Origin of the sequence: Dialister succinatiphilus, assembly GCF_928721695.1 — a bacterium.
GTDB lineage: Bacteria > Bacillota > Negativicutes > Veillonellales > Dialisteraceae > Dialister > Dialister succinatiphilus.
Genome location: NZ_OV788641.1, coordinates 996704 through 1018774, shown reverse-complemented (window position 1 = coordinate 1018774; position 22071 = coordinate 996704). Strand labels below are relative to the sequence as shown.

Annotated in this window: 19 protein-coding genes; 1 reads left to right on the top strand and 18 read right to left on the bottom strand. The window is 53.0% G+C overall.

The window, feature by feature from the left end; translation table 11 throughout:
* Nucleotides 1-355: 355 nt before the first annotated feature.
* The 4 genes from mnmG to NW747_RS04225 all read right to left on the bottom strand — a co-directional run bounded on the left by mnmG (nt 356) and on the right by NW747_RS04225 (nt 7488).
* Complete coding sequence (gene mnmG / locus NW747_RS04240) at nt 356-2227, bottom strand: tRNA uridine-5-carboxymethylaminomethyl(34) synthesis enzyme MnmG (protein ID WP_008860536.1); 1872 nt, start codon at nt 2225-2227, stop codon at nt 356-358.
* A gap of 683 nt (nt 2228-2910) precedes the next feature.
* Nucleotides 2911-4203: an IS110 family RNA-guided transposase gene (locus tag NW747_RS04235; RefSeq protein WP_273186860.1), complete on the bottom strand. Its 1293-nt coding sequence runs from the start codon at nt 4201-4203 to the stop codon at nt 2911-2913.
* A 414-nt stretch (nt 4204-4617) separates the two neighbouring features.
* The gene (gene mnmE / locus NW747_RS04230) at nt 4618-5997 is read right to left on the bottom strand and encodes a tRNA uridine-5-carboxymethylaminomethyl(34) synthesis GTPase MnmE (RefSeq protein ID WP_273188126.1); all 1380 of its coding nucleotides are present in this window, start codon (nt 5995-5997) and stop codon (nt 4618-4620) included.
* 1062 nt (nt 5998-7059) lie between these two features.
* Entirely contained in the window at nt 7060-7488 is a 429-nt protein-coding gene (locus NW747_RS04225; protein WP_273188125.1) for a Dps family protein, read from the bottom strand.
* Nucleotides 7489-7645: 157 nt separating this feature from the next.
* Between NW747_RS04225 and NW747_RS04220 the strand changes: the two genes are divergently transcribed.
* Nucleotides 7646-8524 carry a helix-turn-helix transcriptional regulator gene (locus tag NW747_RS04220; protein ID WP_273188124.1) on the top strand — a complete coding sequence of 293 codons (879 nt, stop codon included), beginning with the start codon at nt 7646-7648 and terminating at the stop codon, nt 8522-8524.
* Between the two features lie 445 nt (nt 8525-8969).
* On the opposite strand, the gene NW747_RS04215 is transcribed toward NW747_RS04220, so the two are convergent.
* From NW747_RS04215 to rpmH, 14 genes are all read right to left on the bottom strand, one after another.
* Nucleotides 8970-9146: a hypothetical protein gene (locus NW747_RS04215; RefSeq protein ID WP_008860532.1), complete on the bottom strand. Its 177-nt coding sequence runs from the start codon at nt 9144-9146 to the stop codon at nt 8970-8972.
* Between the two features lie 52 nt (nt 9147-9198).
* On the bottom strand, nt 9199-11346 hold the full coding sequence (gene feoB / locus NW747_RS04210) for a ferrous iron transport protein B (RefSeq protein WP_273188123.1): 2148 nt from the start codon (nt 11344-11346) through the stop codon (nt 9199-9201).
* A gap of 24 nt (nt 11347-11370) precedes the next feature.
* A complete protein-coding gene (locus NW747_RS04205) occupies nt 11371-11595 on the bottom strand; it encodes a FeoA family protein (RefSeq protein WP_008860530.1) in 225 nt (74 codons plus the stop codon).
* A gap of 14 nt (nt 11596-11609) precedes the next feature.
* Nucleotides 11610-11822, bottom strand: a complete 213-nt coding sequence (locus tag NW747_RS04200; protein WP_040380693.1) for a FeoA family protein — start codon at nt 11820-11822, stop codon at nt 11610-11612.
* Between the two features lie 365 nt (nt 11823-12187).
* Nucleotides 12188-12604 (bottom strand): flavodoxin family protein, encoded by a 417-nt coding sequence (locus NW747_RS04195; protein ID WP_273188122.1) that lies wholly within the window; start codon nt 12602-12604, stop codon nt 12188-12190.
* Nucleotides 12605-12615: 11 nt separating this feature from the next.
* A complete protein-coding gene (locus tag NW747_RS04190) occupies nt 12616-13095 on the bottom strand; it encodes a dihydrofolate reductase (RefSeq protein ID WP_273188121.1) in 480 nt (159 codons plus the stop codon).
* Nucleotides 13092-13886 (bottom strand): thymidylate synthase, encoded by a 795-nt coding sequence (locus NW747_RS04185; protein WP_008860526.1) that lies wholly within the window; start codon nt 13884-13886, stop codon nt 13092-13094. Before NW747_RS04185 ends, NW747_RS04190 begins: the two co-directional genes overlap by 4 nt.
* A 453-nt stretch (nt 13887-14339) precedes the next feature.
* On the bottom strand, nt 14340-16619 hold the full coding sequence (recQ, locus tag NW747_RS04180; protein WP_273188120.1) for a DNA helicase RecQ: 2280 nt from the start codon (nt 16617-16619) through the stop codon (nt 14340-14342).
* Between the two features lie 151 nt (nt 16620-16770).
* On the bottom strand, nt 16771-18234 hold the full coding sequence (locus NW747_RS04175; protein WP_273186357.1) for an ISLre2 family transposase: 1464 nt from the start codon (nt 18232-18234) through the stop codon (nt 16771-16773).
* A 642-nt stretch (nt 18235-18876) separates the two neighbouring features.
* On the bottom strand, nt 18877-19716 hold the full coding sequence (gene jag / locus NW747_RS04170) for an RNA-binding cell elongation regulator Jag/EloR (protein ID WP_273188119.1): 840 nt from the start codon (nt 19714-19716) through the stop codon (nt 18877-18879).
* Nucleotides 19713-20708 carry a YidC/Oxa1 family membrane protein insertase gene (locus tag NW747_RS04165; RefSeq protein ID WP_273188118.1) on the bottom strand — a complete coding sequence of 332 codons (996 nt, stop codon included), beginning with the start codon at nt 20706-20708 and terminating at the stop codon, nt 19713-19715. The genes jag and NW747_RS04165 overlap by 4 nt, the downstream gene beginning before the upstream one ends.
* Before the next feature lie 252 nt (nt 20709-20960).
* The gene (yidD, locus tag NW747_RS04160) at nt 20961-21155 is read right to left on the bottom strand and encodes a membrane protein insertion efficiency factor YidD (protein WP_353887503.1); all 195 of its coding nucleotides are present in this window, start codon (nt 21153-21155) and stop codon (nt 20961-20963) included.
* A 16-nt stretch (nt 21156-21171) separates the two neighbouring features.
* Nucleotides 21172-21549: a ribonuclease P protein component gene (gene rnpA, locus NW747_RS04155; RefSeq protein WP_008860521.1), complete on the bottom strand. Its 378-nt coding sequence runs from the start codon at nt 21547-21549 to the stop codon at nt 21172-21174.
* Entirely contained in the window at nt 21542-21679 is a 138-nt protein-coding gene (gene rpmH / locus NW747_RS04150) for a 50S ribosomal protein L34 (protein ID WP_008860520.1), read from the bottom strand. Before rpmH ends, rnpA begins: the two co-directional genes overlap by 8 nt.
* Between the last annotated feature and the right edge of the window lie 392 nt (nt 21680-22071).

Sequence of the window (22071 nt, the reverse complement as noted above, 5' to 3'; positions counted from 1 at the left end):
GAGAAGAAAGGACTGTCGTATAAAAAGGTTCTCAGGTTTGACAGGCCTTTCGGCCTGAGGGTTCTCAGGTTTGACAGCGCCTCTGGCGCTGAGGGTTGTGGTATCGCTCCTTCGGAGCGATGAGCATATATGCCGCCTTTGGCGGCATTAAAATGGCGCCTTTGGCGCCCACCTCGCCAACGCAGTGGTACTATATAACTCCCTGGGCGGAGCCCTCAAACAGTCCGGGAGGCAAAGCCGGTCCCGGACAGAACCCTTGGACCAGCGCGTTAGCGCATGGTCCATCAACCCTCGCGGCGAAGCCGCGTCAACCTTCGGGAATACAGTTTCCCGCCGCCGGTGACACTGTCTCCCCCTATTTCGCCGCTTTCATTCTCTTCACGTACACCATGAGCACCGACATGTCCGCCGGAGATACGCCGGAAATGCGGGAGGCCTGTCCCAGGGAGAGGGGCCGGATTTTATCCAGTTTCTGCCGGGCTTCGATGGAAATGCCGTCCAGATGGAGGTAGTCCATGTCTTTGGGCATTTTTTCGTTTTCCATGCGGGCTGCTTTCTTTACGGCTGCTTCCTGACGGGCAATATAGCCTTCGTATTTCACAGTGATTTCCATTTCCTCCACCGCTTCGGGGTCGAAGGAAGGGCAGCCTAGAACGTCCACCATTTTCTGGTAGGTCATTTCCGGACGCTTCAGAATCTTATCGGCTCCCATGCCGGTGGTGAGGGGCGCAGAGCCTATGCTTTCCAGGGCGGCGTTCACGTCCGCCTTGGGGGTGAAGCGCTTGGTGCGGATGTAGTGCATGGCTTCTTCAAATTTTCTCTTCCTGTCCAGGAACCGGCGGTACCGTTCTTCTGTAACCAGACCGATGTCGTAGCCTTTCTGGGTGAGGCGCAGGTCCGCATTGTCCTGGCGGAGGATGAGCCGGTATTCGCTGCGGCTGGTCATCATGCGGTAGGGTTCGTTGGTGCCCTTAGTCACCAGGTCGTCGATTAAGGCGCCGGTATAGGCTTCGTGGCGGCCCAGGATGAAGGGTTCCTTCCCTTTGATTTTAAGGGCCGCATTGATGCCGGCCATGAGGCCCTGGGCAGCGGCTTCTTCGTAGCCGGAGGTGCCGTTTGACTGGCCCGCGGAGTAGAGGCCCGGCAGTTTCTTCACTTCCAGGGTGGGATAGAGCTGCAGGGGATCCAGCAGGTCGTATTCAATGGCATAGGCCGGGCGCATGACCTTTACATCTTCCAGTCCCGGAATGGTGCGGAGGAAGGCGTACTGCACGTCAATGGGCATGGATGTGGACATGCCCTGGACATACATTTCATTGGTATCAAGGCCTTCCGGTTCGATGAAGAGCTGATGCCGTTTCTTGTCGGGGAAACGGACCACCTTGTCTTCGATGGAGGGGCAGTAGCGGGCACCGACGCCATGGATGAGGCCGGCATACTTGGGGGCTCTCATGAGGTTTTCCCGGATAATGGCATGGGTGGTCTCATTGGTGTAGGTGAGCCAGCAGTTCCGCTGGTTCCGGTCTGCCCGTTCGTCCATGAAGGAGAAGGCATGGTTCTTGGGATCTCCCTGTTCCAGCTGCATATGGTCCAGATGGAGGCTCCGGATGTCCACGCGGCTGGGGGTGCCGGTTTTGAAACGGAGAATGTCCAGACCGTGTTTCTTCAGATTTTCTGAAAGGCCTACGGAGGGACGCATGCCGTTGGGGCCGCCGGAATACATGGTGTCGCCGATAATGATTTCACTATCCAGGTAGGTGCCGGTGCAGAGAATGACTGCTTTGGCCCGGTATTCTTCGTGAAGCTCCGTGGTAATGCCTACGCATTTCCCATCTTCCACAATGATATCCATGACCTGCACCTGTTTCAGGTCCAGGTTGTCCGTGTTTTCCACCACCTGCTTCATGTAGCGATGGTAAGCATTCTTGTCGGACTGGGCGCGGAGAGCATAGACAGCCGGTCCCTTTCCCAGATTCAGCATGCGCATCTGGATGGCGGTCTTATCTGCAGCAATGCCCATTTCTCCGCCCAGGGCATCAATTTCCTTCACCAGATGGCTCTTGCCCGGTCCCCCGATGGCCGGATTGCAGGGCATCATAGCCACGTTTTCCAGGGAAATGGTGGTAAGGAGTGTCTTGCAGCCAAGGCGGGCAGCGGCCAGGGCCGCCTCGCAGCCTGCATGACCGGCTCCTACCACGATAACATCATACGTATCAATAAGATACATGGTTTCCTTCTTTCTTCAATGAAAGAAGCAGCAGATCGCTGCTTCTCTTCCTATAATAAGCCGATACTTTATTATATAAAATCTAGAGATAGTTTAAAAGGGGAAAATGCAGAGGCTCTTTGGGGCTTGAGGGTTCAGGCGCCTTCAGCGCCCGGGTTCAAAAGGTTCAGAGGGTTCAAAGGGTGGTGGTATTGCCCTTCGGGCGATGAGTATAGGCTGTGGAGGTCCTGCATAGGACCTCCACGTCAGCCAAAGTTGGCCCTTAGCCCGCCCATAAAAGGGCCTTCCTTTTGTCGGCTGACCGTTTTCGGCGGCATACATAAATCTCTCTGAACCGGCCCGTTCTGTGGGGAAAGCCCATCGTTCGGCGCAAAGCCCACGAACGATAGAACCCGGCCGCCAAAGGCGCCTCTCCCCTCTTGGGGCTGGGAATACTGTTCAGCAGGCAGCAGCAGCGGTAAGCGGACAGCGGAAATCTGATGTCTAAACATCTGACTGTCTGGCGTCTTCCCAGCATTTCCTCACTTGCTGTTCTTACCGAGATCCTTCGCTTCGCTCAGGATTCTGGTCATAGGTCAAGTCTTTTTTTTGAAGAAATTTATTATTTTTTCTTAAAAAAGTGTAACCTTAACACACCACCGGGTAAATTGATTTTTTCGAATATATTCCGGCGTTCGATCTTTCTATTCCAACGTTACCATTACTTTGTTATCGGAATACAGCTGATGTTTATCCAGTAATGTAAAGATCAGCCGGACGATCTTTCGAGCAACGAGATTGAGTGCGGCCCTGTATGGAAATAGGGTCTTACGACTGCGAATACGTTCATATGCCTCGCGATATTTAGCGCTGTAGTTTATGATCTGTCCTGTAGCTAAGAGCACATAATAGCGGAGATACACATCACCGGCTTTTGACAGATGCTTAACCGGGCTTTCTGATTGACCGGATTGCTTTCCTCTCCAGGTTAATCCTATGTATTTAGCTAGGGCATCATCGGTTTTGAACCGCTTGATATCGCCAATTTCCGCTAGGAGCCCTCCGGCTATGACTGGTCCGACGCCGTCGATTGACAGCAGGATCTGATATGAGTCGCTTGAAAAACTTTTGGCCATTGTCTCAATGGACTTGTCCAATTTCTTTATTGCAGCCTCAAGAGAGTGTATAATGAAAAAGGACACGGATAATCCCGAAGTCAGTGGCTCATAAACCCTTTTGTCCAACCGATAGGAATTGCGGGCTGCCTTCTTCACTTTTTCGACGACATCTAAAGGATGGGAAAATCTTCCGTGTCCTTTTTCTGTGATGAAATTGAGCAGTTCCTCATCGGACAGACTGAGGATTTCATCAGGGCCCTGAAAGGTTGTCAGCAGCTCCTGGCAGGTGGTGGTCCATACATTACAAAAGGGATTCTCTCCTGTCATAAGTCCGCTGCATTCAAGGTAGATGCTGTTTCCGGTCGAGTTCTTCACTATTCCCATGAGTTTGGCGATGCGGAATCTCAAACGTGTAAGTACCCGCAAGCCAAGCAGTTCTGGCCCTTTCCAAGGGCGTGACCGGATTTTGTTGGAACGCGCATAATCGGCAATAACCATGGCATCGACATAGTCGTCTTTCCCTACATCCGTAAAAGTTTTCTTGTAAGCATGAATCTCTTTGGGATTAACGGAATAGACGATGGCTGGGATGTGTCCGTTAAAATGTGCAACGGACAGAAATGTTGCCAGGTGAAAAGAATAAACCGAAGTAGCCTCTAACGCAATGACAACCTGTATGACATCAGGATAGAATTTCAAGAAGTCACTGACTTTTTCGACAATTCCTACAGATCCAGCAGGAGTGTTAGGAGCGGAAAAACGCAGATGCGCGTGCCCAGGATGGTCCTCAGGGGAAAAAGGCATCGCATGCACAACGTTCTCTTTCATCGAAACGTCTATACCAACAAACAAAGAATGGAGTAATTCATATTGTTTCATAATCGCACCTCCTTCCTGGCAACATTCATGAAATAGGAGAAGGAATCCTGATCTCAAACTCCCTCTAAAATCTCGTTAATAGGCAATCACCCGTGGAGGTAAATCGTTTACTGGAAGAAGCTCCGCCCGGGGCCGCAAATTCTGAAGTAGGCAGAATGGGAGAAAGAGCCAGGCGAGAATACTGAGCTGGCGGTAGAACCGCAGGATGACTTGGTCGTCTTCTGAGCTATTCCATGTTACTTTCATCGTAGCACCAGGATTCCCTACCCATCAAGATGGGCAATGGAAGTATTTGACTTCATGCCCTACACATACTATACGAGGATGACCGGTGGGAGGCGGGAAGCGGGCAGCGGGCAGCGGACACCAGCTCACCAGCTCACTAGTACACTAGCTCACCAGTACACTATCCCGCTATTTCCCCACGCAGAACCGTTCGAAAATCTTGTTAATCAGTTCGTTATCCACCGTTTCTCCCGTGATTTCACCCATGCGGTTCCAGGCTTCCACCAGGTCCACGGTAATGCAGTCGGCCGGCATGCCGTCTTTGAGTGACTGCTGGGCGCGGCGGACAGCTTCCAGCGCTTTTTTCACCAGGTCCACGTGACGGAGGTTGGTGAGGAAGAGCCGTCTTCCGGCATCTCTGTCCTGGGTTTCGGTAAGGCGGCGCAGGGCTTCTTCCAGTTCTTCCATGCCGCTTCCGTAGCGGGCGGAGAGGGACACCACCGGCGCATCTCCTGCCAGAGCTTTGATTTCTTCTTCATCCACTTCCTGGGGCAGGTCGTATTTATTAAGGATGACCATGGATTTTCTTCCTTTCAGGGAAGAAAGGAGCTCCTTGTCTTCCTTTTCCAGGGGATGGGAGCCGTCGATGACGGCCAGTACCAGATCTGCCTGTTCCATGGATTTTTTGGCCCTTTCAATGCCGATTTTTTCTACTTTATTATCGGTTTCCCGAAGGCCGGCGGTATCCATGAGCACCAGGGGGACGCCGCCGATTTTGATGGATTCTTCGATGGTGTCTCTGGTGGTGCCGGGGATGTCGGTGACAATGGCCCGGTCTTCCTGGAGAAGGGCATTGAGGAGGCTGGATTTGCCTGCGTTGGGGCGGCCCACAATGGCGGTGCGGAGGCCGTCCTTGATGATTCTTCCTTCTTCCGACCGTTTCAGCAGGGAGGAAAGGCTCTTTTCGATACCATCCAGTCCTTCCCCAATCTGCTCATTGGTCAAATCTTCCAGGTCTTCTTCGGGATAGTCGATGGTTACTTCCAGCTTGGTAATGAGGTCTGTCAGCTCGTCCCGGCTCATTTTCACAAAGCGGGACAGGGCGCCGGAAAGGTGGCTTTCCGCCTGGGACAGGGCGGCGGAGCCCCGGGCTTCGATAATGTCCATCACCGCTTCTGCCTGGGTGAGGTCCAGCCGGCCGTTGAGAAAGGCTCTTTTGGTAAATTCGCCGCGGCTGGCAGGGAGGGCGCCGTTTTCCAAAGCCAGCTCCAATGTCTCCCGGAGAGCTTCGGTGGAGCCGTGAATCTGGATTTCCACCACGTCTTCGCCGGTATAGGAATGGGGTGCTTTCATGTACACCGCCAGCCCTTCATCCACCCTCTGGTCCTTCCTGACTACATGGCCGAAGTAGAGCCGGTAAGGCTCGGCCTCATGAAAGGATGCGATTTTTTTCGTATGAAACAGGGCATCCGCCACATCGGCAGCCTGACTGCCGCTGATGCGGACAATGCCTATGCCCCCTTCACCGGGGGCGGTGGCTATGGCTGCAATGGTTGTTTCTTCGTACATATGAAACTCCTTAAGGAAAATAGATTGAAATTTATATATTTATTGTAACAGAGTAGGGCAACATTTTCACGAAGGAAATGGAATCATCCCAAAAGGGCTGTGGGAAATGATGGACACCGATCCCCCTCCGCCCCACCGTCATTTCAACGAAAGCAGAGCAGCAAAATCTCACGCCTCAAATGACAGAAACGCCGCCTTGCCCTGTCGTCATTTCGACCGCAGCGCAGCGAAGCAGAAAATCCCACTCTCCCATGGTATGCAGCATAGCGACCGGAGATCTCTCGACTCAGCGTTTCAATAGCCCCGAGGTCTTTATCCCCATACCGCCATGTCCCTCCGCTCGAGATGACGGTGGCAGCAGGCAGCATACGATCATTTCAAAGGGGGACACAAATGACAGAAACGCCGCCTTGCCCTGTCGTCATTTCGACCGAAGCGAAGTGGAGAAATCCCACTCTCCCATGGTATGCAGCATAGCGACCGGAGATTTCTCGACTCAGCGTTTCAATAGCCCCGAGGTCTTTATCCCCATACCGCCATGTCCCTCCGCTCGAGATGACGGTGGCAGCAGGTAGCATACGATCATTTCAAAGGGGGACACAAATGACAGAAACGCCGCCTTGCCCACTCGTCATTTCGACCGAAGCGAAGTGGAGAAATCCCACTCTCCCATGGCAGGCAGCATAGCGACCGGAGATCTCTCGACTCAGCGTTTCAACAGCCCCGAGGTCTTTATCTCCATACCGCCATGTCCCTCCGCTCGAGATGACGGTGGCGGCAGGCAGCATACGGTCATTTCAAAGGGGGACACAAATGACAGAAACGCCGATCCGCCACTTCGTCATTTCGACCGAAGCGGAGCGGAGTGGAGAAATCTCACGCCTCAAATGGCAGAAACGCTGCCTCCCACTCATCATTTCGACGAAAGCAGAGCAGCTAAATCTCACTTCCCCATGGTACACGCGCATGACGGCAGGCAGCCTGTCATCACAGGGCCATAATAAAAGGGCTGTGAGAAATGATGTACATTTCCCACAGCCCCTTGTCAGTCAGCGGATATTCTTATTTCAGTACCTGACGCAGCATCCAGATTTCCTTGTAGAAGCTTTCGATGTAATCGTCCATGAGAGCGCTGGTGAGGTAGTCGCCGCTTTCGTCAGCTGCCTTCTTCACAGCCAGCACGTCGTCACGAAGGAGTTCGAAGTCCTTCAGTGTGGAAGCGAAGGCTTCTTCCGAGGTGACTTCTTTGTTTTCCGCTTCTTCAACAGAAGTGAGGGCCAGGAATCCTTTCATGGTGGATTCCGGTTTCAGGGACAGCTTCAGCATATCCTCTGCCACGCCGTCTACCATGCCGGCAATCATGTCATAGTAGCTTTCCAGCTTCGGATGATCGTCGAAGAAATGGTAGCCCTTCAGGTACCAATGATAGCTCTGCAGTTTGTGGTATTCTACCACCAGGTCAGCCAGTAATTTGTTCAGTAATTTTTCCATGATAGTTCCTCCTTATAATAAGATGAATTTTGAATACTTTTCTTTGGAAATCATATCTATTTACCTCGATTTCTGATATAATTATATCGTCAGAAATGAAATAAAAATAGCATAATTGTCTTTATTTTTATAAGGATTTTACAAATCGAGGTGTACCATGAAATCTTACTCCCTCATTCCCGGCACCCCTTCTGTCATAGGTGCGGAAACGAAGACCCTCTACGCCGAACGGGAGGGAAAGAGCCGGAAAGGCACCCTCCTCACCCACTGGCATGAGGAAGCAGAGTGTCTCACCCTTCTTTCAGGGGCCCTGGAATTTCAAATCAATGAGGCCGTCATCACCCTTCATGCCGGAGACACGCTTCTTCTCTTCCCCAATGTAATCCACCGGAACGGCAGGGAAGCGGAAGGGACCACCCTGATCCGGGTGCTGGTGAACCAGGAGGTGATGACGGCGGACCAGGAAATTCGAAGCCGCCTTATTCATCCCTTTTTAGACAGCCGCCGGTCCGATTTTCTGTACATTTCCGCCTCTCAAAAAGGGGCCGGTGAGATTTCCTCCCTCATGGAGGACATTGAAAAGGCAGGCCAGCACAGGGATCCGCTGGGCCGCCTGCAGGTCATCGCCTTCCTCCACCTTCTCCTCTACCGTCTCTGCACCCTGTTCCCGGTGGAGGAAAAGGCCATCCCTCTGCCCTCTCCTTCCGACCGGGCCGTGCTGAAGGACATGGCCGACTTTATCCGCCGCCATTACGGAGAAAAAATCACCCTGGATGAAATCGCCGCCGCCGGAAAAGTATCCCGCAGTAAATGTTCCTCCATATTCAAGACCTACATGGGTTCCTCACCTATGGATTACGTCAATGAGTACCGCCTTTCTGTAAGCCGCACTCTTCTGGAATACCAGGACACGCCCATTGCGGACATTGCCTATGCCTGCGGCTTTTCCAGCCAGAGCTACTTTGCCAAACTGTTCAGCCGCAGCTTCCACATGACGCCCAGGGACTTCCGCGCCGCCTGCCGAAAGGCCGGATAAGGCAGTTCCTGCTATCAAAAAGGGTTCATAGGGGAAGGTTCTCAGGATTGACCGACCCTATGGGCCGGAGGGTTCTTAGGTTTGACGGGCCTTTGGCCCGAGGGTTGTGGTGGCAGCTTCGCCGCAGATTATAAAAAAGCCGGCCCGCGCCCTCCGTCATTTCGACCGAAGCCGGTCAGCCGCCAATAGGAAAGCCTCTTATTGTGCAGGCTAGAGGCCAACTTCGGCTGACTTGGAGACTCTATGCAGAGTCTCCACAGAGTGGAGAAATCTCCCCCCTCTCATGGTACGGGCGGCATTACGGTAGGAGATCTTCAGGCCCAGAGTATCATCAGAGCGGTTTGCATCTACCCCCTGCGGTGGCAGGGGTGGCTGCGGTTTCCCGTTTTTACCACATAAAAAGGGCTGCGATGAAATGATTTTCATTTCTTCACAGCCCTTTTATTTATTCTTTTTTCAGCCCGCCATGAAGTTTCATCTTCCTGGCGCGGCAGGCAGGACATTCCCCGTCCCCGCCGCCGCAGCAGCTGCCGCCGCCCAGGGTGACCCGGTAAATATGACGGCAGGCCAGAACGAAGCCGATGGCAATGACAGCCAGTACTGCGTAAGTGCCAATACTCATGGATATCCTTCCTTTCTTCGGGAATAGGGATTCCCGCAGCATTTTTATGATTTTACGCCTTGGCGCCGGCGCCTTCTACTCCTTCATCTTTGACCTTTGGTGCCGGTCGAAGGATGAAGTAAAGGCCCACAAGGCAGAGGGCGATGGCCAGAATCTGGGCAAAGCCGAAGGCAAATCCGTAGAAGAGCCAGCCGCCCAGGTTGTAGGCAATGAAGGCCAGGGAGTAGCCCAGGATGACCTGGAAGCCGATGGCCAGGGCTGCCCATTTCCTGTCTCCCATTTCCCTGGCAATGGTGGCCATGGCCACGATGCAGGGCGGGTCGAAAAGGTTCAGAATCATGTAGGAGAAGGCGGCAATGGGTGTAAACATACCGGCAATGCCGGCCATCACAGCTTCATCTTCTGCATCCTTGGCTACACCGTTCAGCACAGCCAGGGTGCCGATGGCGTCTTCCTTTGCCATTTCTGCAGAGATGACGGCCACAGCGCCTTTCCAGTCGCCCAGGCCCAGAGGAGCGAAGATCCAGGAAATCAGATGGCCGAAGCCTGCCAGCATGGAGTCTTCAATATCATCCACCATATCCATGGTGATATTGAAAGAGGAGAAGAACCAGATGATGACGCATACAGCGAAAATGATGGTGCCTGCTTTAATGATGAAACCCCGGGCTCTTTCCCACATATGAATCAGTACGCCCTTCATGGACGGAATGTGGTAAGCCGGCAGTTCCATGACGAAGGGAGCCGGGTCGCCGGCAAAGATGGATGTTTTCTTCAATGCAATGCCTGCCAGCACGATGACGGCAATGCCCAGGAAGTACATGGACGGTGCCATGAGCACGGAGTCCGGGAAGAAGGTGGAGGTAATCATGGCAATGATGACAGCCTTGGCGGAGCAGGGGATGAAGGTGCAGAGCATGATGGTCATGCGGCGGTCCCGCTGGTCCTCAATGGTCCTTGTAGCCATGACTGCCGGCACGCCGCAGCCGCTGCCCACCAGGATAGGAATGAAGGATTTGCCGGAAAGCCCGAATTTCCTGAAAATCCTGTCCATAATGAAGGCTACCCGGGCCATGTAACCGGAATCTTCCAGAAGGGAGAGGAAGAAGAAAATGCTTAAAATCTGGGGCACGAAGCCAAGCACCGTGCCTACGCCGCCGATGATGCCATCTACCAGAAGGCTTTCCAGCCAGTCCGGCGCTTCAATGGCTTCCAGCAGGTCCGATGCGGCGTCGGTAACGATGCCGCCGAAGAAATCATCATTCACCCAGTCTGTCACCGGTCCGCCGATGAGGGAGCAGGAAATGAAATAGACTGCCGTCATAATGAGGAAGAAAATCGGCAGGGCCAGGATACGGTTTGTCACCACCCGGTCGATCTTATCGGAAACGGTCATGGTGTGGGCCGCGGTCTTTCTCTTCAGTACGCCGTCAATAATTTTGGCAATATAGGCATACCGCTGGTTGATGATAATGGATTCGGAATCATCATCCAGTTCATCTTCGCAGTCCTTGATATGGCCTTCCAAATGGCTCATGGTTTTGGGGTCCAGCTGCAGGGCGCCGGTGGCATCTTCGTCCCGTTCGAATACTTTGATGGCATACCAGCGCAGGAAACGGTCCTCCACCTTCGGCGCAATGGTTTCTTCGATATGGGCGATGGCATGCTCCACGCTGCCGGTGAATACGGAAGGCAGGTGAACTGTTCTTTTGGCTTTCACCGCGGCTATTGCCTTTTCTGCCGCTTCCATGCAGCCCTTTCCCTGGAGGGCGGAAATTTCCACCACTTCACAGCCCAGTTCTTCCGCCATCTTTTTCACGTCAATGGCATCCCCATTCTTTTTCACCAGGTCCATCATGTTCACTGCCATCACCACAGGCAGTCCGATTTCGATAAGCTGGGTGGAAAGATACAGGTTTCTTTCCAGGTTCGTGCCATCGATGATGTTCAGAATGGCATCAGGCTGTTCATTGACCAGGTAGTTTCTGGCCACCTTTTCTTCCATGGTGTAGGGAGAAAGGGAATAAATACCGGGCAGGTCCTGGATAATCACATCTTTGTGTCCCTTCAGGATGCCGTCCTTCTTTTCTACTGTAACGCCGGGCCAGTTTCCCACATACTGGGAACTGCCGGTGAGTTCATTAAATAAGGTCGTTTTACCGCAGTTCGGGTTGCCCGCCAGGGCAATTCTGATAGCCATACCAGCTTCTCCTCTCATTTTTGATTATGGTTCTACTTCTACAGCTTCCGCTTCATTTTTACGAATGGAAAGTTCATAGCCTCTGACCGTAAGCTCCACCGGATCTCCCAGCGGCGCCACCTTGCGTACATACACTTCCGTACCCTTGGTGATGCCCATATCCATAATGCGGCGGCGGAGAGGTCCTTCGCCGTGAATCCGCTTCACCAGGGCTTTGGCGCCTACCGGTACATCTCTTAATGTTTTCATCTGTTATCCCTCTTTCAGTAAAATATCTTCTGTGCCATGGATCGATCCAGAGCCACCCGGCTGCCTTTCACCTGGACAATCAGGTTGCCTGCCATATGACTCACAATCAGAACCGGTGAATCTACTACGAACCCCAGTTCCGCCAGATGCTGACGCACATCATCCCGCCCGCCTATGCGGCGGATGGTGACGGTTTCCCCTTCTTTGGCAAAAACAAGAGGCATCATACCCTTCACCCCATTTCTTTCAGGAAAGCAGGCGCTCTGATACAGGCCGCACCGCCTTCCGCTATTTGATAATTCTTTTCGTTATCGCAGACATATAATAAGCCGCCCATAACCTATTAGTCAATATGCCAAAATATTTTTACATGGTATACCGTATTTATATTTTTTAAGTTACTTTTGATAATTAGGGAATTATTAATTGTAGAATTTACTAAAATTTAAATACTCTATATTTAATTTAATAAATTCGATATGCAGAATGTATAGTTAAGATATGCCAGCAAAATTTCCTCCCTGCCTGCCACGTAATCTTGGAATTTCTCCAATAAAAAAAGCGCCCCTCCAGGGAGCGCGCTTTCTTTTTCTTATTTCCTTATGATTTTCTTGGCGAAGATTTCCGCATCCAGAAGGTCCTTCCGGTCCGGATGGCCTCTATGGAAGAAGAGGAACTGTCCGTGACAGTGGAAGGTCCTAGTATCCATGGGAATCCCCTTCCTTTCCAGGAGCTTTCTCACCTCTTCATCGCTCTTTCCGCCGCCCATCATGGCAGTGCTGAAGAAAACGGCCTTGCCCACCTTGTCCGGCGAAAGGCTTTCGATGAAATCCTTCACATGGCTGTCAATATGGCCTTTGTAAATGCCGCTGCCGATGAAAAGGAGGTCCACCCTCCTGTCCAGGGGCTTATCTGTGGTTTCCGCCCTTTCTCCTGCTTCCCGAGCAATGGCTCTGGCTGCCTTTTCCGTGGAACCGCCGCGGCTGTAATAACGAACTGCAATTCTCATAGTATCCCTTCTTACTTTTTGATTCTTTTATAGGTGCAGAAATCATGGGGAATGTCCCCCGATGCTGCTTCTTTTTCCACAAGCTCCCAATCTTTCCCGTCAAAGTCGGGGAAAAAGGCATCGCCCTCATAGGATTTCCGGATTTCCGTAATATAGAGGGTATCGGCATAGGGAAGCATTTCCCTGTACATATGCTCGCCGCCGATGACGAAATTTTCATCCTCCGGCAGGGCGGAGAGGAGCTCCTCCACGCTGTGGAAAAGGCGCACCCCCTCCGGCGCTTCATAGTCCCTGCTGCCTGTGAGCACATAGTGCACCCGTCCCGGCAGCACTTTGGGCAGGCTTTCAAAGGTCTTCCGGCCCATGATGATGGCATGACCCATGGTGAGGGATTTGAACCGCTTCAAATCATCGGACAGATGCCAGATCAGGCGGTTGTCCTTCCCGATGACTCCGTTTTCCGCCCGGGCCACAATGATGGAAAGGCTCATACCGATACCTCCATGGCGATTTTGTCGTGATGTTTATAATTTTCCAGCACAATGTCCTCTGGCTGGAAATCATAGAAATCGTGAATTTCCGGATTCAGCACCAGCTTCGGCGCTTCATAGGCCTCAGGCAGGCGCTTCAGCTGCATCTGCAGAGCCTCCGCATGGTTTTCATAAATATGGGCGTTATTGATGACATGGGTGAAAAGGCCGGGCTTAAGGCCGCTCACCTGGGCAATCATACAGATCAGGGCTGCATACTGGGCCATGTTGAAAGGCACGCCCAGGCCCATATCGCCGCTCCGCTGCACCAGCATGCAGTTCAGCTTCCCTTCATCGGACACATCCCACATGGTGAGGAAGGCGCAGGGATAGAGAGCCATGTCCGGCAGGTCACCGGCGTTCCAGAGATCCACCACCATGCGGCGGCTCTGGGGGTCCTCCTTCAGTGTCTTCAGCAGGGTGTCCACCTGGTGATACTTGGCCAGCTGGTAGCCGTAGGCCTTGCCGATGGTGCCGTCTTCCCTCATCCATTCGTCCCAGATATGGCAGTTCCATTTCTGGAGAAGCCGCACATCGTTGGACTGCTTCTGCCATATCCAGAGGATTTCCTTCACCGCCGTCTTAAAAGCCACGAATTTGGTGGTGAGGATAGGAAATTCCTTTTCCAGGTCAAACTGCATGATCTGGTGGGGCAGCTTGTAGGCCGGCATACCGGTGCGGTTCTGTCCCAGCTTTCCCTTTTCCAGGATATTCTTTACAATTCCCAGGTATTCTTTATCTGCAAGGCTCATAGGTCCTCCTTTGTGATGGTTTCGTTTGAGAAAAAATGCAGTGCGTCAAAAGTGAAAAGGTTGACGGGCTGCGCCCTGAAGGTTCTTGGGGTTCTAAAGTTTGACAGGCCTTCGGCCTGAGGGTTGTGGTATCGCCCATGGGGCCACTGCGTGGCCCAGGTTCAGAGGGTTCAAAGGGTTCAGAAGGTTCAGAAGGTGGTGGTATCGCCGCTCCGCGGCGATGAGTATATATGCCGCCTTTGGCGGCTTTATAAAATGGTGCCGGCAGGCACCCACCTCGCCAACGCAGTGGTACTATATAACTCCCTGGGCCGAAGGCCCTGAACCCGTCCGGGAGGCGTCAGCCGGTCCCGGACAGAACCTTTGGCGCTGAGGGCCGCAGGCCCAATAGCGCCATCAACCCTCACGCCCGTAAGGGGCGGAGAGCCTTCGGGAATACCGCTGCCCGCCGCATTATCTTCCCTTAATTTTCTTATAGTTCTCCAGGGCTTTCCTGAATTCAGCCGCATCCCTTTCGGAAAGGGATGAAAGCACGGAGCTGTCGCCGGAAGCGAGGCGGTGAAGGCTTTCGTCGGAGAAGAAGGCATCCCCCTTCCTCCCGCCTGCCAGCCGGTCCCTTACCTTTTTCAGGAAGAGGAAACAGGCGCTCTGCCTGATATCCGCTGGCACCGGCTGAGCCGTCGGCGCACTGTTTCCCAGCAGACGAAGGAAGGGCATGCCGTAGGCCGCCGCCTTTTTAGAACCGATGCCCCGGATGCGCTTTAATTCCTCCAAAGTCCCGGGACGCTGGAGCACCATGGAAGAAAGGATTTCATCGGAGAAAATAGACTTGGGCGCCTTGTGCACCTCGCCGGCCATACGGCGACGCAGATTTTTCAGTTCCTCCAGAAGGGCGCTGTCCTCATGACTGTCCGTTTCCTCTTCCTTTTCTTCCTCCTCATTCTGATCCAGCAGCACTTCCAGGAACCGGGCGCCGTACTTTTCCAGCTTGAAGGCGCCCACGCCATGCACCTTTCCCATGTCTTCCAGGTTCTTTGGCTTCACCGCTGCCATATCTTCCAGAGTGGCATCGGAAAATACCACAAAAGGCGGTACCTGTTCCTCCCTGGCAATAAGGGTGCGCAGCTTTCTGAGTTTTTCGAAAAGGCCGCCCCGCTGGACCGGATTCCGATCGATTTTCTTTTCCACCGCCGCGTCGGCCATGACGCTTTCAGCGCCGAAGGCAAGGCCGTATACCTTTTCCCTGCCTGCAAGCACCTGCCGGGCCTTGTCGGTGAGCGTCAGCACCGCATAGGGCTCCCCTTCCCGCCGGAGATAGCCGTCGGCGATGAAATTGTTCAAGGCGCTCTTGATATGGGCCGCCTTTTCAAAGGACAGCTTCCCATAGGTCGGCGTATCCTCCAGTTTCCTCTCCACAATCGCACGGGAATGGCTGCCATGAAGTACGTCGGCAATGAGGGAGGCGCCGAACCTTTCATGAAGGGATCGGATGGTTTTGAAAACGAGCACCGCCATGTCGGTGATATCCACCCTGCCTTTCCCGCTTTCGCAGTTGCCGCAGTGGCCGCAGGGCTCTGTCACCTTTTCGCCGAAATAGGCAAGGATGAAATTCCGAAGACAGGAGGTGGTCTGGCAGTAATCCACCATGGCGTTCAGCCGGTGATAGTCCATTTTTCGCTGGTCCTCATCCTGATTTCCCTGTTCGATGAGGTATCGCTGGATGCCGGCATCCTGTCCGCTGTAAAGGAGGATGCACTCGGACTTGGCCCCGTCTCTGCCGGCCCTGCCGGCTTCCTGATAGTAGGCTTCCAGACTTTTGGGCATCTGGTAATGAATCACATAGCGCACATTGCTCTTGTCGATGCCCATGCCGAAGGCATTGGTAGCCACCATGACCATCACATTATCAAAGGAAAAATCTTCCTGGGCCTGGCGGCGGTCTTCATCCTCCATGCCTGCGTGGTAGCGGCCTGCATTGATGCCCCGCCGGCGGAGCAGGTCATACACCGTATCCACCGCTTTCCTGGTGGCGCAGTAAATAATGCCGCTTTCCTTCTTGTGACTCTTCACATAGCGAAGGATGAAATCTTCCTTCGCTGCCCCCTGGATAACCCGGAAAGACAGGTTCGGCCTGTCCAGTCCCGTGCGGAACACCCGGGCCTTCTCCAGTCCCAGGCTCTCCTTCATGTCCGCCTCCACCAGCGGCGTGGCCGTGGCGGTAAAGGCGGTCACCACCGGACGGCGGGGAAGGGAATCGATGAAATCTTTGATTTTCCGATAGGAGGGACGGAAATCGTGGCCCCACTGGGACACGCAGTGGGCCTCGTCAATGACGATCATGGAAAGAGGCACCTGGGCCAGGCACTGGGTGAAATAGGAAGGCTCCAGCTTTTCCGGCGCCATGTAGAGGAGCTTGATCTTCCCCCGGTACAGATTCCGGAGGCGCTCGATGGACTCTTCATAGGGAATGGTGCTGTTCACAAAGGATGCCGGAATCCCCTGCTCCGTCAGCGTCTCCACCTGGTCCTTCATGAGGGAAATCAGGGGCGAAATGATGATGGTGCCGTGGGGAAAAAGGAGGGCGGGAATCTGGAAGCAGATGGATTTTCCTGCTCCCGTAGGCATGATGGCCATCACATCTTCTCCTTTGACAATGGCATCAATCACTTCCCGCTGCCGGGGACGGAAAGCGTCATAGCCGAAGTACCGCTTCAACACATCAGAAGGTCCCATGTTTTCCTCCTCTCCTTTGCTTTATGTATCGTTATAATTATATCATATGCGGCGCTCTTTCAAGGGCACTAAGTGACACTGGTAAGTGTCAAGTTTTCCTCGGTAATTCATTTGACTGTCGATGATTACTATCTCCGTGGCTTCGGTTTAATCAGTATTTCTGTATAGCTCTGGCCAGTCTCCCCATTGGTGAAGAAGAAGCTCCATAAACGCCTATACGCCCCTCCAGGCATCCTGGCCTATAGTTTCTCATTTTACGCTTCTGCGCCTCACTCCGGACATTCTGGGCGATTTTACGCTCTGCCTGCACCGCAGCCTTGTGCATGGCTCTATCCATCTTTTTGTAGCTTTTCCCATTAGCATGGTACAGGAGAGCTGCTGTAAGTGTTTTATTCTTCCGGGCGGTCAATACCCAAACCATACACTCCATTCCCTCGCTGGACCAGCTCCGTCCCTGCCGCTTCATGCGATAGCTATAGAACCGGTGGTTTGTTTCTGCAGTCCCCAGGTGAATCTCTGTATGGATGCCGCGCTGACTCAGGCTGGGGATATAGGGGGCATTTCTCTCCAGATAGCTCTGCAGCTTGTCTACCTCCTCCAAATCCTCCTCTGTCCGGGCACAGCTCCGGGCAGTGTCCATCCATACGGGAATCTGTTTCATAATATTGTCGGTCCGGTGAAGTTCTCGGATAATACGGTCTATCAGTTTCCTGTTGCAGAAGCTGAGCCGGGTCCGGATCTTTTCATGCACATGATAGCAGTCGCGGAAGTGCTGGTGATCCAGGCAGCCTTCTACCATTCGCTCAAAGTCCTGAAACTGGTATCCGGACCCTCCATCCCCATTCGACAGCACTGTGGTCTTAGACAGGTCATAGTGCCCAAGCAGATAGCTTCTTACCATTGCAAAAAGTTCTTTTCTGCTGGTAGATGCAAAGCAGCGAAGTCCTACCAGTTCTGTCCTGTTGCCATTTTTCCTGACTCCCTCATATATCTGGAGGCGGTGCACTTCCGAAACGCTGCCTTTCTCCTTGTTCTTGAGTACAATTCCATCTCCTTCAATCGCTATAATTTCCGGCTGTGTCGGCTTTTCAACCTTTTCCTCTTCTGCCAATGCTTTTTCATAAGTCTTCGCCTTCTCGCCGGCATAGTTCTTGAGTGAGATAACGGACTGATGGGAGATGGTAATCCCGGCCAGGCTTTGCAGGAGTTCGCTGGCACTGCGAGATGTGGTAATTGCAACAGCCTCGACAATCCGCTCAATCATTCCCAAGCTGTAGTGCTTTCTGGACTCAAAGCCCATTTTGCAGTCCAGGGGATAGAAGCTCTTCCCTTCTTTCTGCAGAAGTCTTCGTGTATAGGTCAGCTCTCCATAGCGGCAGCAAATCGTCCTAGAGTCCCGGCGCGCCACACGCCACCCCTGTGCCTTGTAAATCTGATACAGCTCAGTGTCAATACGCGCCAGGGCCATAGCTATAAGCTGACAGTTCATTTCAGTGAGCCAATGAGTTAGCTTCCTTTCAGCCTCGATAGAGTCATCAGATTCCTTAATGAGAGAAATGACTGCACCAATTGCATTTTCACTCCAAATTTCTCCAGTTTTTGTTATAATATCCATGAGGAAAGCCCTTTCTTTGTTTTATTCTTTGCCACGGAAATTATAACATTTCCACTCAAGGGGAGGCTTTCCTCTTTTATTGTTTCTGGAAAAATTCCCTTACCGAGTAAAATTTTACACTAAGGTGACACTGTTGAGGCACTACGGTGCTTACCTGTATTCCCGAAGGTTGACGCGCCTGCGGCGCGAGGGTTGAGCCAGCCGCCGGGCTGACGCCCTGGGCTGGCAGGGTTCTGCCTGTGATCGGCTTCGCCTTACAGGCGGGTGGAGGGCTCCGCCCTCGGGAGGTATATAGTACCGCTCCGCTGGGGAGGTGAGCGCCCTGCGGGCGCCATTTTGTAAGCCGCTTCGCGGCAGTGCGGCTTTCGCCGCCGACAGGCGGCATGTATACTGGCGCCGCAGGCGCCGTACCTCGCTAACGCAGTGGTACTATATAACTCCCTGGGCCGAAGGCCCTGAACCCATCCGGGAGGCGCCAGCCGGTCCCGGATAGAACCTTTGGGGCCCAGGGCGTCAGCCCGGCGGCCCCATCAACCCTCACGCCCGTAAGGGCGTGTCAACCTTCGGGAATACATCCCCCCCGCCGTAAGTGACGCATCAAAAAACTCCCCCAAAAAGGGGAGTTTTTTGATGCCACAAGAGTCAGTCGTTTCTCTTGATGACTACATAGCGATGCGGTGCTTCGCCTTCACTTTCCGTGGTGACAGCGCCGTCATCCTGCAGTGCCAGATGGATAATGCGGCGTTCGCCGGCTGCCATGGGTTCCAGCTTTACCGGTTCACCGGTGCGTTTCACCTTGGCTGCCAGTCTTCTTGCCAGGGCTTCCAGGGTATCCTTGCGGCGTTCCCTGTAGTTTTCCACGTCAAGAAGGACGAAGTAGTGATGGTGGAAGGCTTTGCCTGCTGCCAGGTTGGTGAGGTACTGGAGTGCATCCAGGGTCTGGCCGTGCTTTCCGATAAGGATGCCCAGGCCTTCGCCGTGGAGGTTCAGAAGAATCCGTTCTTCGTTCATCAGGCATTCCATGGTCACATCCAGGTGCATGCCCTTAAAGACAGAAGCCAGGAATTTCTTGGCTTCTTCTGCCGTTTTGTCCTGTTCTTCCTGTTTGAAGACGAAGTCTTCTCTGCCTTTCTTCTCCGTTTCCTCTGCCTTGGGAGCAGGAGCTTCTTTCGGTGCTTCTGCTTCTTCGGCCGTTTTCTCTTCCGCCGGTGTTTCTTCTGCAGAAGGTGCTTTCGCCTCTGTTTCTTCCTTCGGTGCTTCGGCAGGAGATGGTTCTTCCTGTTTCGGTTCTTCTGCCGGCACTTCTTCGTCAGGAGCGGAAATGTCCACGACGGCCATCTTCTTATGAATCAGGCCGAAAAGTCCGCTGGAGGGCTGTTCCACTACATGAACCACAGCTTCCTCCCGGCTGATGCCAAGCTGCTTTAAGCCTTCGGCTACGGCTGCTTCAATGGTTTTTGCGGTGATTCTCACTGTTTTCATTTTTTGTCTTCAGCCTCCCCGGAATCTTTGGACTCTTTTGTATCGGAAGGTCCTGTTTTCACAGTTTCTTCCCTGGAAGGAGTATCTGCAGCACTGGATTTCTTTTCTTCTTTCACTGAATCAGCAGAAGGAGCATCCTTTTCTGCAGAGGCTTCTTTATTTTCTTCTTTGTGCGCTTCTGGGCCATCGTCTTTCTTTCTGACCACTTTCCTGATGACTCTCTTGCGAATCACTTTTTTCTTCTTCGTTTCCTTCAGGTTTTCCTGCTGCACATCGCCATGAACGGTGACAACGCCTTTTTTGGGCTTGCTGCCTTTGAAGCGTTCCGCCATTTCTTCACGGAACATAATGGTCTGCTGTACCAGCTGGTACAGGTTCACCACGATCCAGTAAATGACGAGGCCGCTTGGGAAATTCAGGGACATCCAGCCAATCATAAGAGGCATGACGAGAAGCATGGTCTTCTGGTTTCCCGGTGCGTCTTTCGGCGTGGTCTGCCAGGAAATGACGAAGGTGGATGCGGCGGAAAGGATAGGCAGGATGTAGGTGCTGTCCGGTACGGCCAGACTTTCCAGCCAGAGGAAACTTTCATGGGCCGGGTCGTAGGGGAATCCCTGGAGGGCATAGTAAATGGAAACCAGGAATGGCATCTGGATCAGAAGAGGAAGGCATCCGGACATGGGGTTGGCGCCGTGTTCTTTATAGAGCTTTCCCATTTCTTCCCGAAGCTTCTTCGGGTCGTTTTTGTATTTCTTCTGTACCTGCTGCATCAGAGGCTGGATTTCCTGCATGGCCTTCATGGATTTGATCTGCTTAACGGCCAGGGGAAGGAGAGCGGTCTTGATGATAATGGTCAAAACGATGATGGCAATCCCGTAGCTGGGGAATCCCAGATCATCGGTCAGTTTGTAGGCATATTCCAGGCAGACACGCATGATATCGGCCAGAAATCCCACCAGACTGCTCAGAAGCGGAATCTGAAAATCACTCATTATAACTCCTTGTACGGTCTTCATTTCAACCGTGTAACGGCAGGTCTCTGCATTTCAAAACCTGCTCTGTATGTGGATATGAGCGGGAATCCGCTCTCATTGTTATGGGCATGGAAAAGGATGCCGGAAATTGGGACGCCCGGTGATGCCCTGCGTCCGTGGTACAATGGGTCCTCTGCGAAAGATGTCCGCAGGAAAATCCCTGTTCATTTCTTCTGCCGTGATATTTGTGGTACAAAAAAAGCAGCCATATCACGGCAAAGGATCATAACCGCCTTTGCAAAAAGGATTGCAGCGGATAATCCGTTTGACTGCGAGCCAGCTGCCTTTCAGGGCACCGTATTTTTCTATCGCCTGCAGCGCATATTCACTGCAGGTAGGTGTAAACCGGCAGCAGGGAGGTTTCAACGGAGAAATGAAAATTCTGTAAAAGCGTATGAGCGCCATGAGTACAGTTTTCATATCAATGCTCCAGAATCCCGGCTTTTCGCCATAATGCCAGTATCGCTTTTTCCGCTTCCCCATAGCTTGCGCCGGTAAGGAAGGGACTGGCCAGCAGGATGGCTTCATAGTGGGAAGCAAGCTCATGCCTGTGGAGGCGGTAAACCTCCTTCATCAGCCGTTTAGCCCGGTTCCGGGCAAAGGCATGGCCGATTTTCTTCGTAGCCACAAAGCCGATGCGGACATCGCTTCTCCTGGATTTCACCAGGTAGAGAAGCCCCGCCCGGTTGCTGAAACGCTTACCCTGGCGATAAATTCTTCGGTAATCCCTATTCTGTCGTATACGGGAAGAGCGGGGAAGACTGAAATCCGCCTTTCCCTTCTCATCTAGATTAGGCACTTAATACCTTTCTGCCCTTTGCTCTTCTTCTTTTCAGAACAATACGGCCTGCTTTTGTCTTCATACGAGCGCGGAAACCGTGAGTCTGTTTTCTCCAGTGGTTGTTCGGCTGGAATGTCATTTTTGCCATGAGTAACACCTCCTTACATGCTGGCAGTGCCATTTTTCGCACACCATAACAGAATAATTATATACAAGTCGGTGGTACCTGTCAATGAAATTTCCTTGACAAAATATGTGGCACTAAGTGACACTACGGTGCTTGGCTGTATTCCCGAAGGTTGACGCGCCTGCGGCGCGAGGGTTGAGCCAGCCGCCGGGCTGACGCCCTGGGCTGGCAGGGTTCTGCCTGTGATCGGCTGCGCCTTACAGGCGGGTTGAGGGCTCCCGCCCTCGGGAGTTATAAAGCATCGCTGCGCTGGCGATGTGGGCGCCCTGTCGGGCGCCATTTTGTATGCCGCTTCGCGGCAATTATTCCGCCGTCAGGCGGTATATAATGGCGCCGTAGGCGCCGTACCTCGC

Bases quoted from the DNA above. Each gene is read 5' to 3' on its own strand.
- mnmG (WP_008860536.1), bottom strand. From the start codon at position 2,227: ATGTATCTTATTGATACGTATGATGTTATCGTGGTAGGAGCCGGTCAT.
- NW747_RS04200 (WP_040380693.1), bottom strand. From the start codon at position 11,822: ATGATGCCTCTTGTTTTTGCCAAAGAAGGGGAAACCGTCACCATCCGC.
- NW747_RS04190 (WP_273188121.1), bottom strand. From the start codon at position 13,095: ATGAGCCTTTCCATCATTGTGGCCCGGGCGGAAAACGGAGTCATCGGG.
- NW747_RS04185 (WP_008860526.1), bottom strand. From the start codon at position 13,886: ATGAGCCTTGCAGATAAAGAATACCTGGGAATTGTAAAGAATATCCTG.
- NW747_RS04205 (WP_008860530.1), bottom strand. From the start codon at position 11,595: ATGAAAACATTAAGAGATGTACCGGTAGGCGCCAAAGCCCTGGTGAAG.
- jag (WP_273188119.1), bottom strand. From the start codon at position 19,716: ATGAAAACAGTGAGAATCACCGCAAAAACCATTGAAGCAGCCGTAGCC.
- recQ (WP_273188120.1), bottom strand. From the start codon at position 16,619: ATGGGACCTTCTGATGTGTTGAAGCGGTACTTCGGCTATGACGCTTTC.
- rpmH (WP_008860520.1), bottom strand. From the start codon at position 21,679: ATGGCAAAAATGACATTCCAGCCGAACAACCACTGGAGAAAACAGACT.
- NW747_RS04165 (WP_273188118.1), bottom strand. From the start codon at position 20,708: ATGAGTGATTTTCAGATTCCGCTTCTGAGCAGTCTGGTGGGATTTCTG.
- NW747_RS04215 (WP_008860532.1), bottom strand. From the start codon at position 9,146: ATGAGTATTGGCACTTACGCAGTACTGGCTGTCATTGCCATCGGCTTC.
- NW747_RS04195 (WP_273188122.1), bottom strand. From the start codon at position 12,604: ATGAGAATTGCAGTTCGTTATTACAGCCGCGGCGGTTCCACGGAAAAG.
- mnmE (WP_273188126.1), bottom strand. From the start codon at position 5,997: ATGTACGAAGAAACAACCATTGCAGCCATAGCCACCGCCCCCGGTGAA.
- NW747_RS04220 (WP_273188124.1), top strand. From the start codon at position 7,646: ATGAAATCTTACTCCCTCATTCCCGGCACCCCTTCTGTCATAGGTGCG.
- yidD (WP_353887503.1), bottom strand. From the start codon at position 21,155: ATGGCGCTCATACGCTTTTACAGAATTTTCATTTCTCCGTTGAAACCT.
- feoB (WP_273188123.1), bottom strand. From the start codon at position 11,346: ATGGCTATCAGAATTGCCCTGGCGGGCAACCCGAACTGCGGTAAAACG.
- NW747_RS04235 (WP_273186860.1), bottom strand. From the start codon at position 4,203: ATGAAACAATATGAATTACTCCATTCTTTGTTTGTTGGTATAGACGTT.
- NW747_RS04225 (WP_273188125.1), bottom strand. From the start codon at position 7,488: ATGGAAAAATTACTGAACAAATTACTGGCTGACCTGGTGGTAGAATAC.
- NW747_RS04175 (WP_273186357.1), bottom strand. From the start codon at position 18,234: ATGGATATTATAACAAAAACTGGAGAAATTTGGAGTGAAAATGCAATT.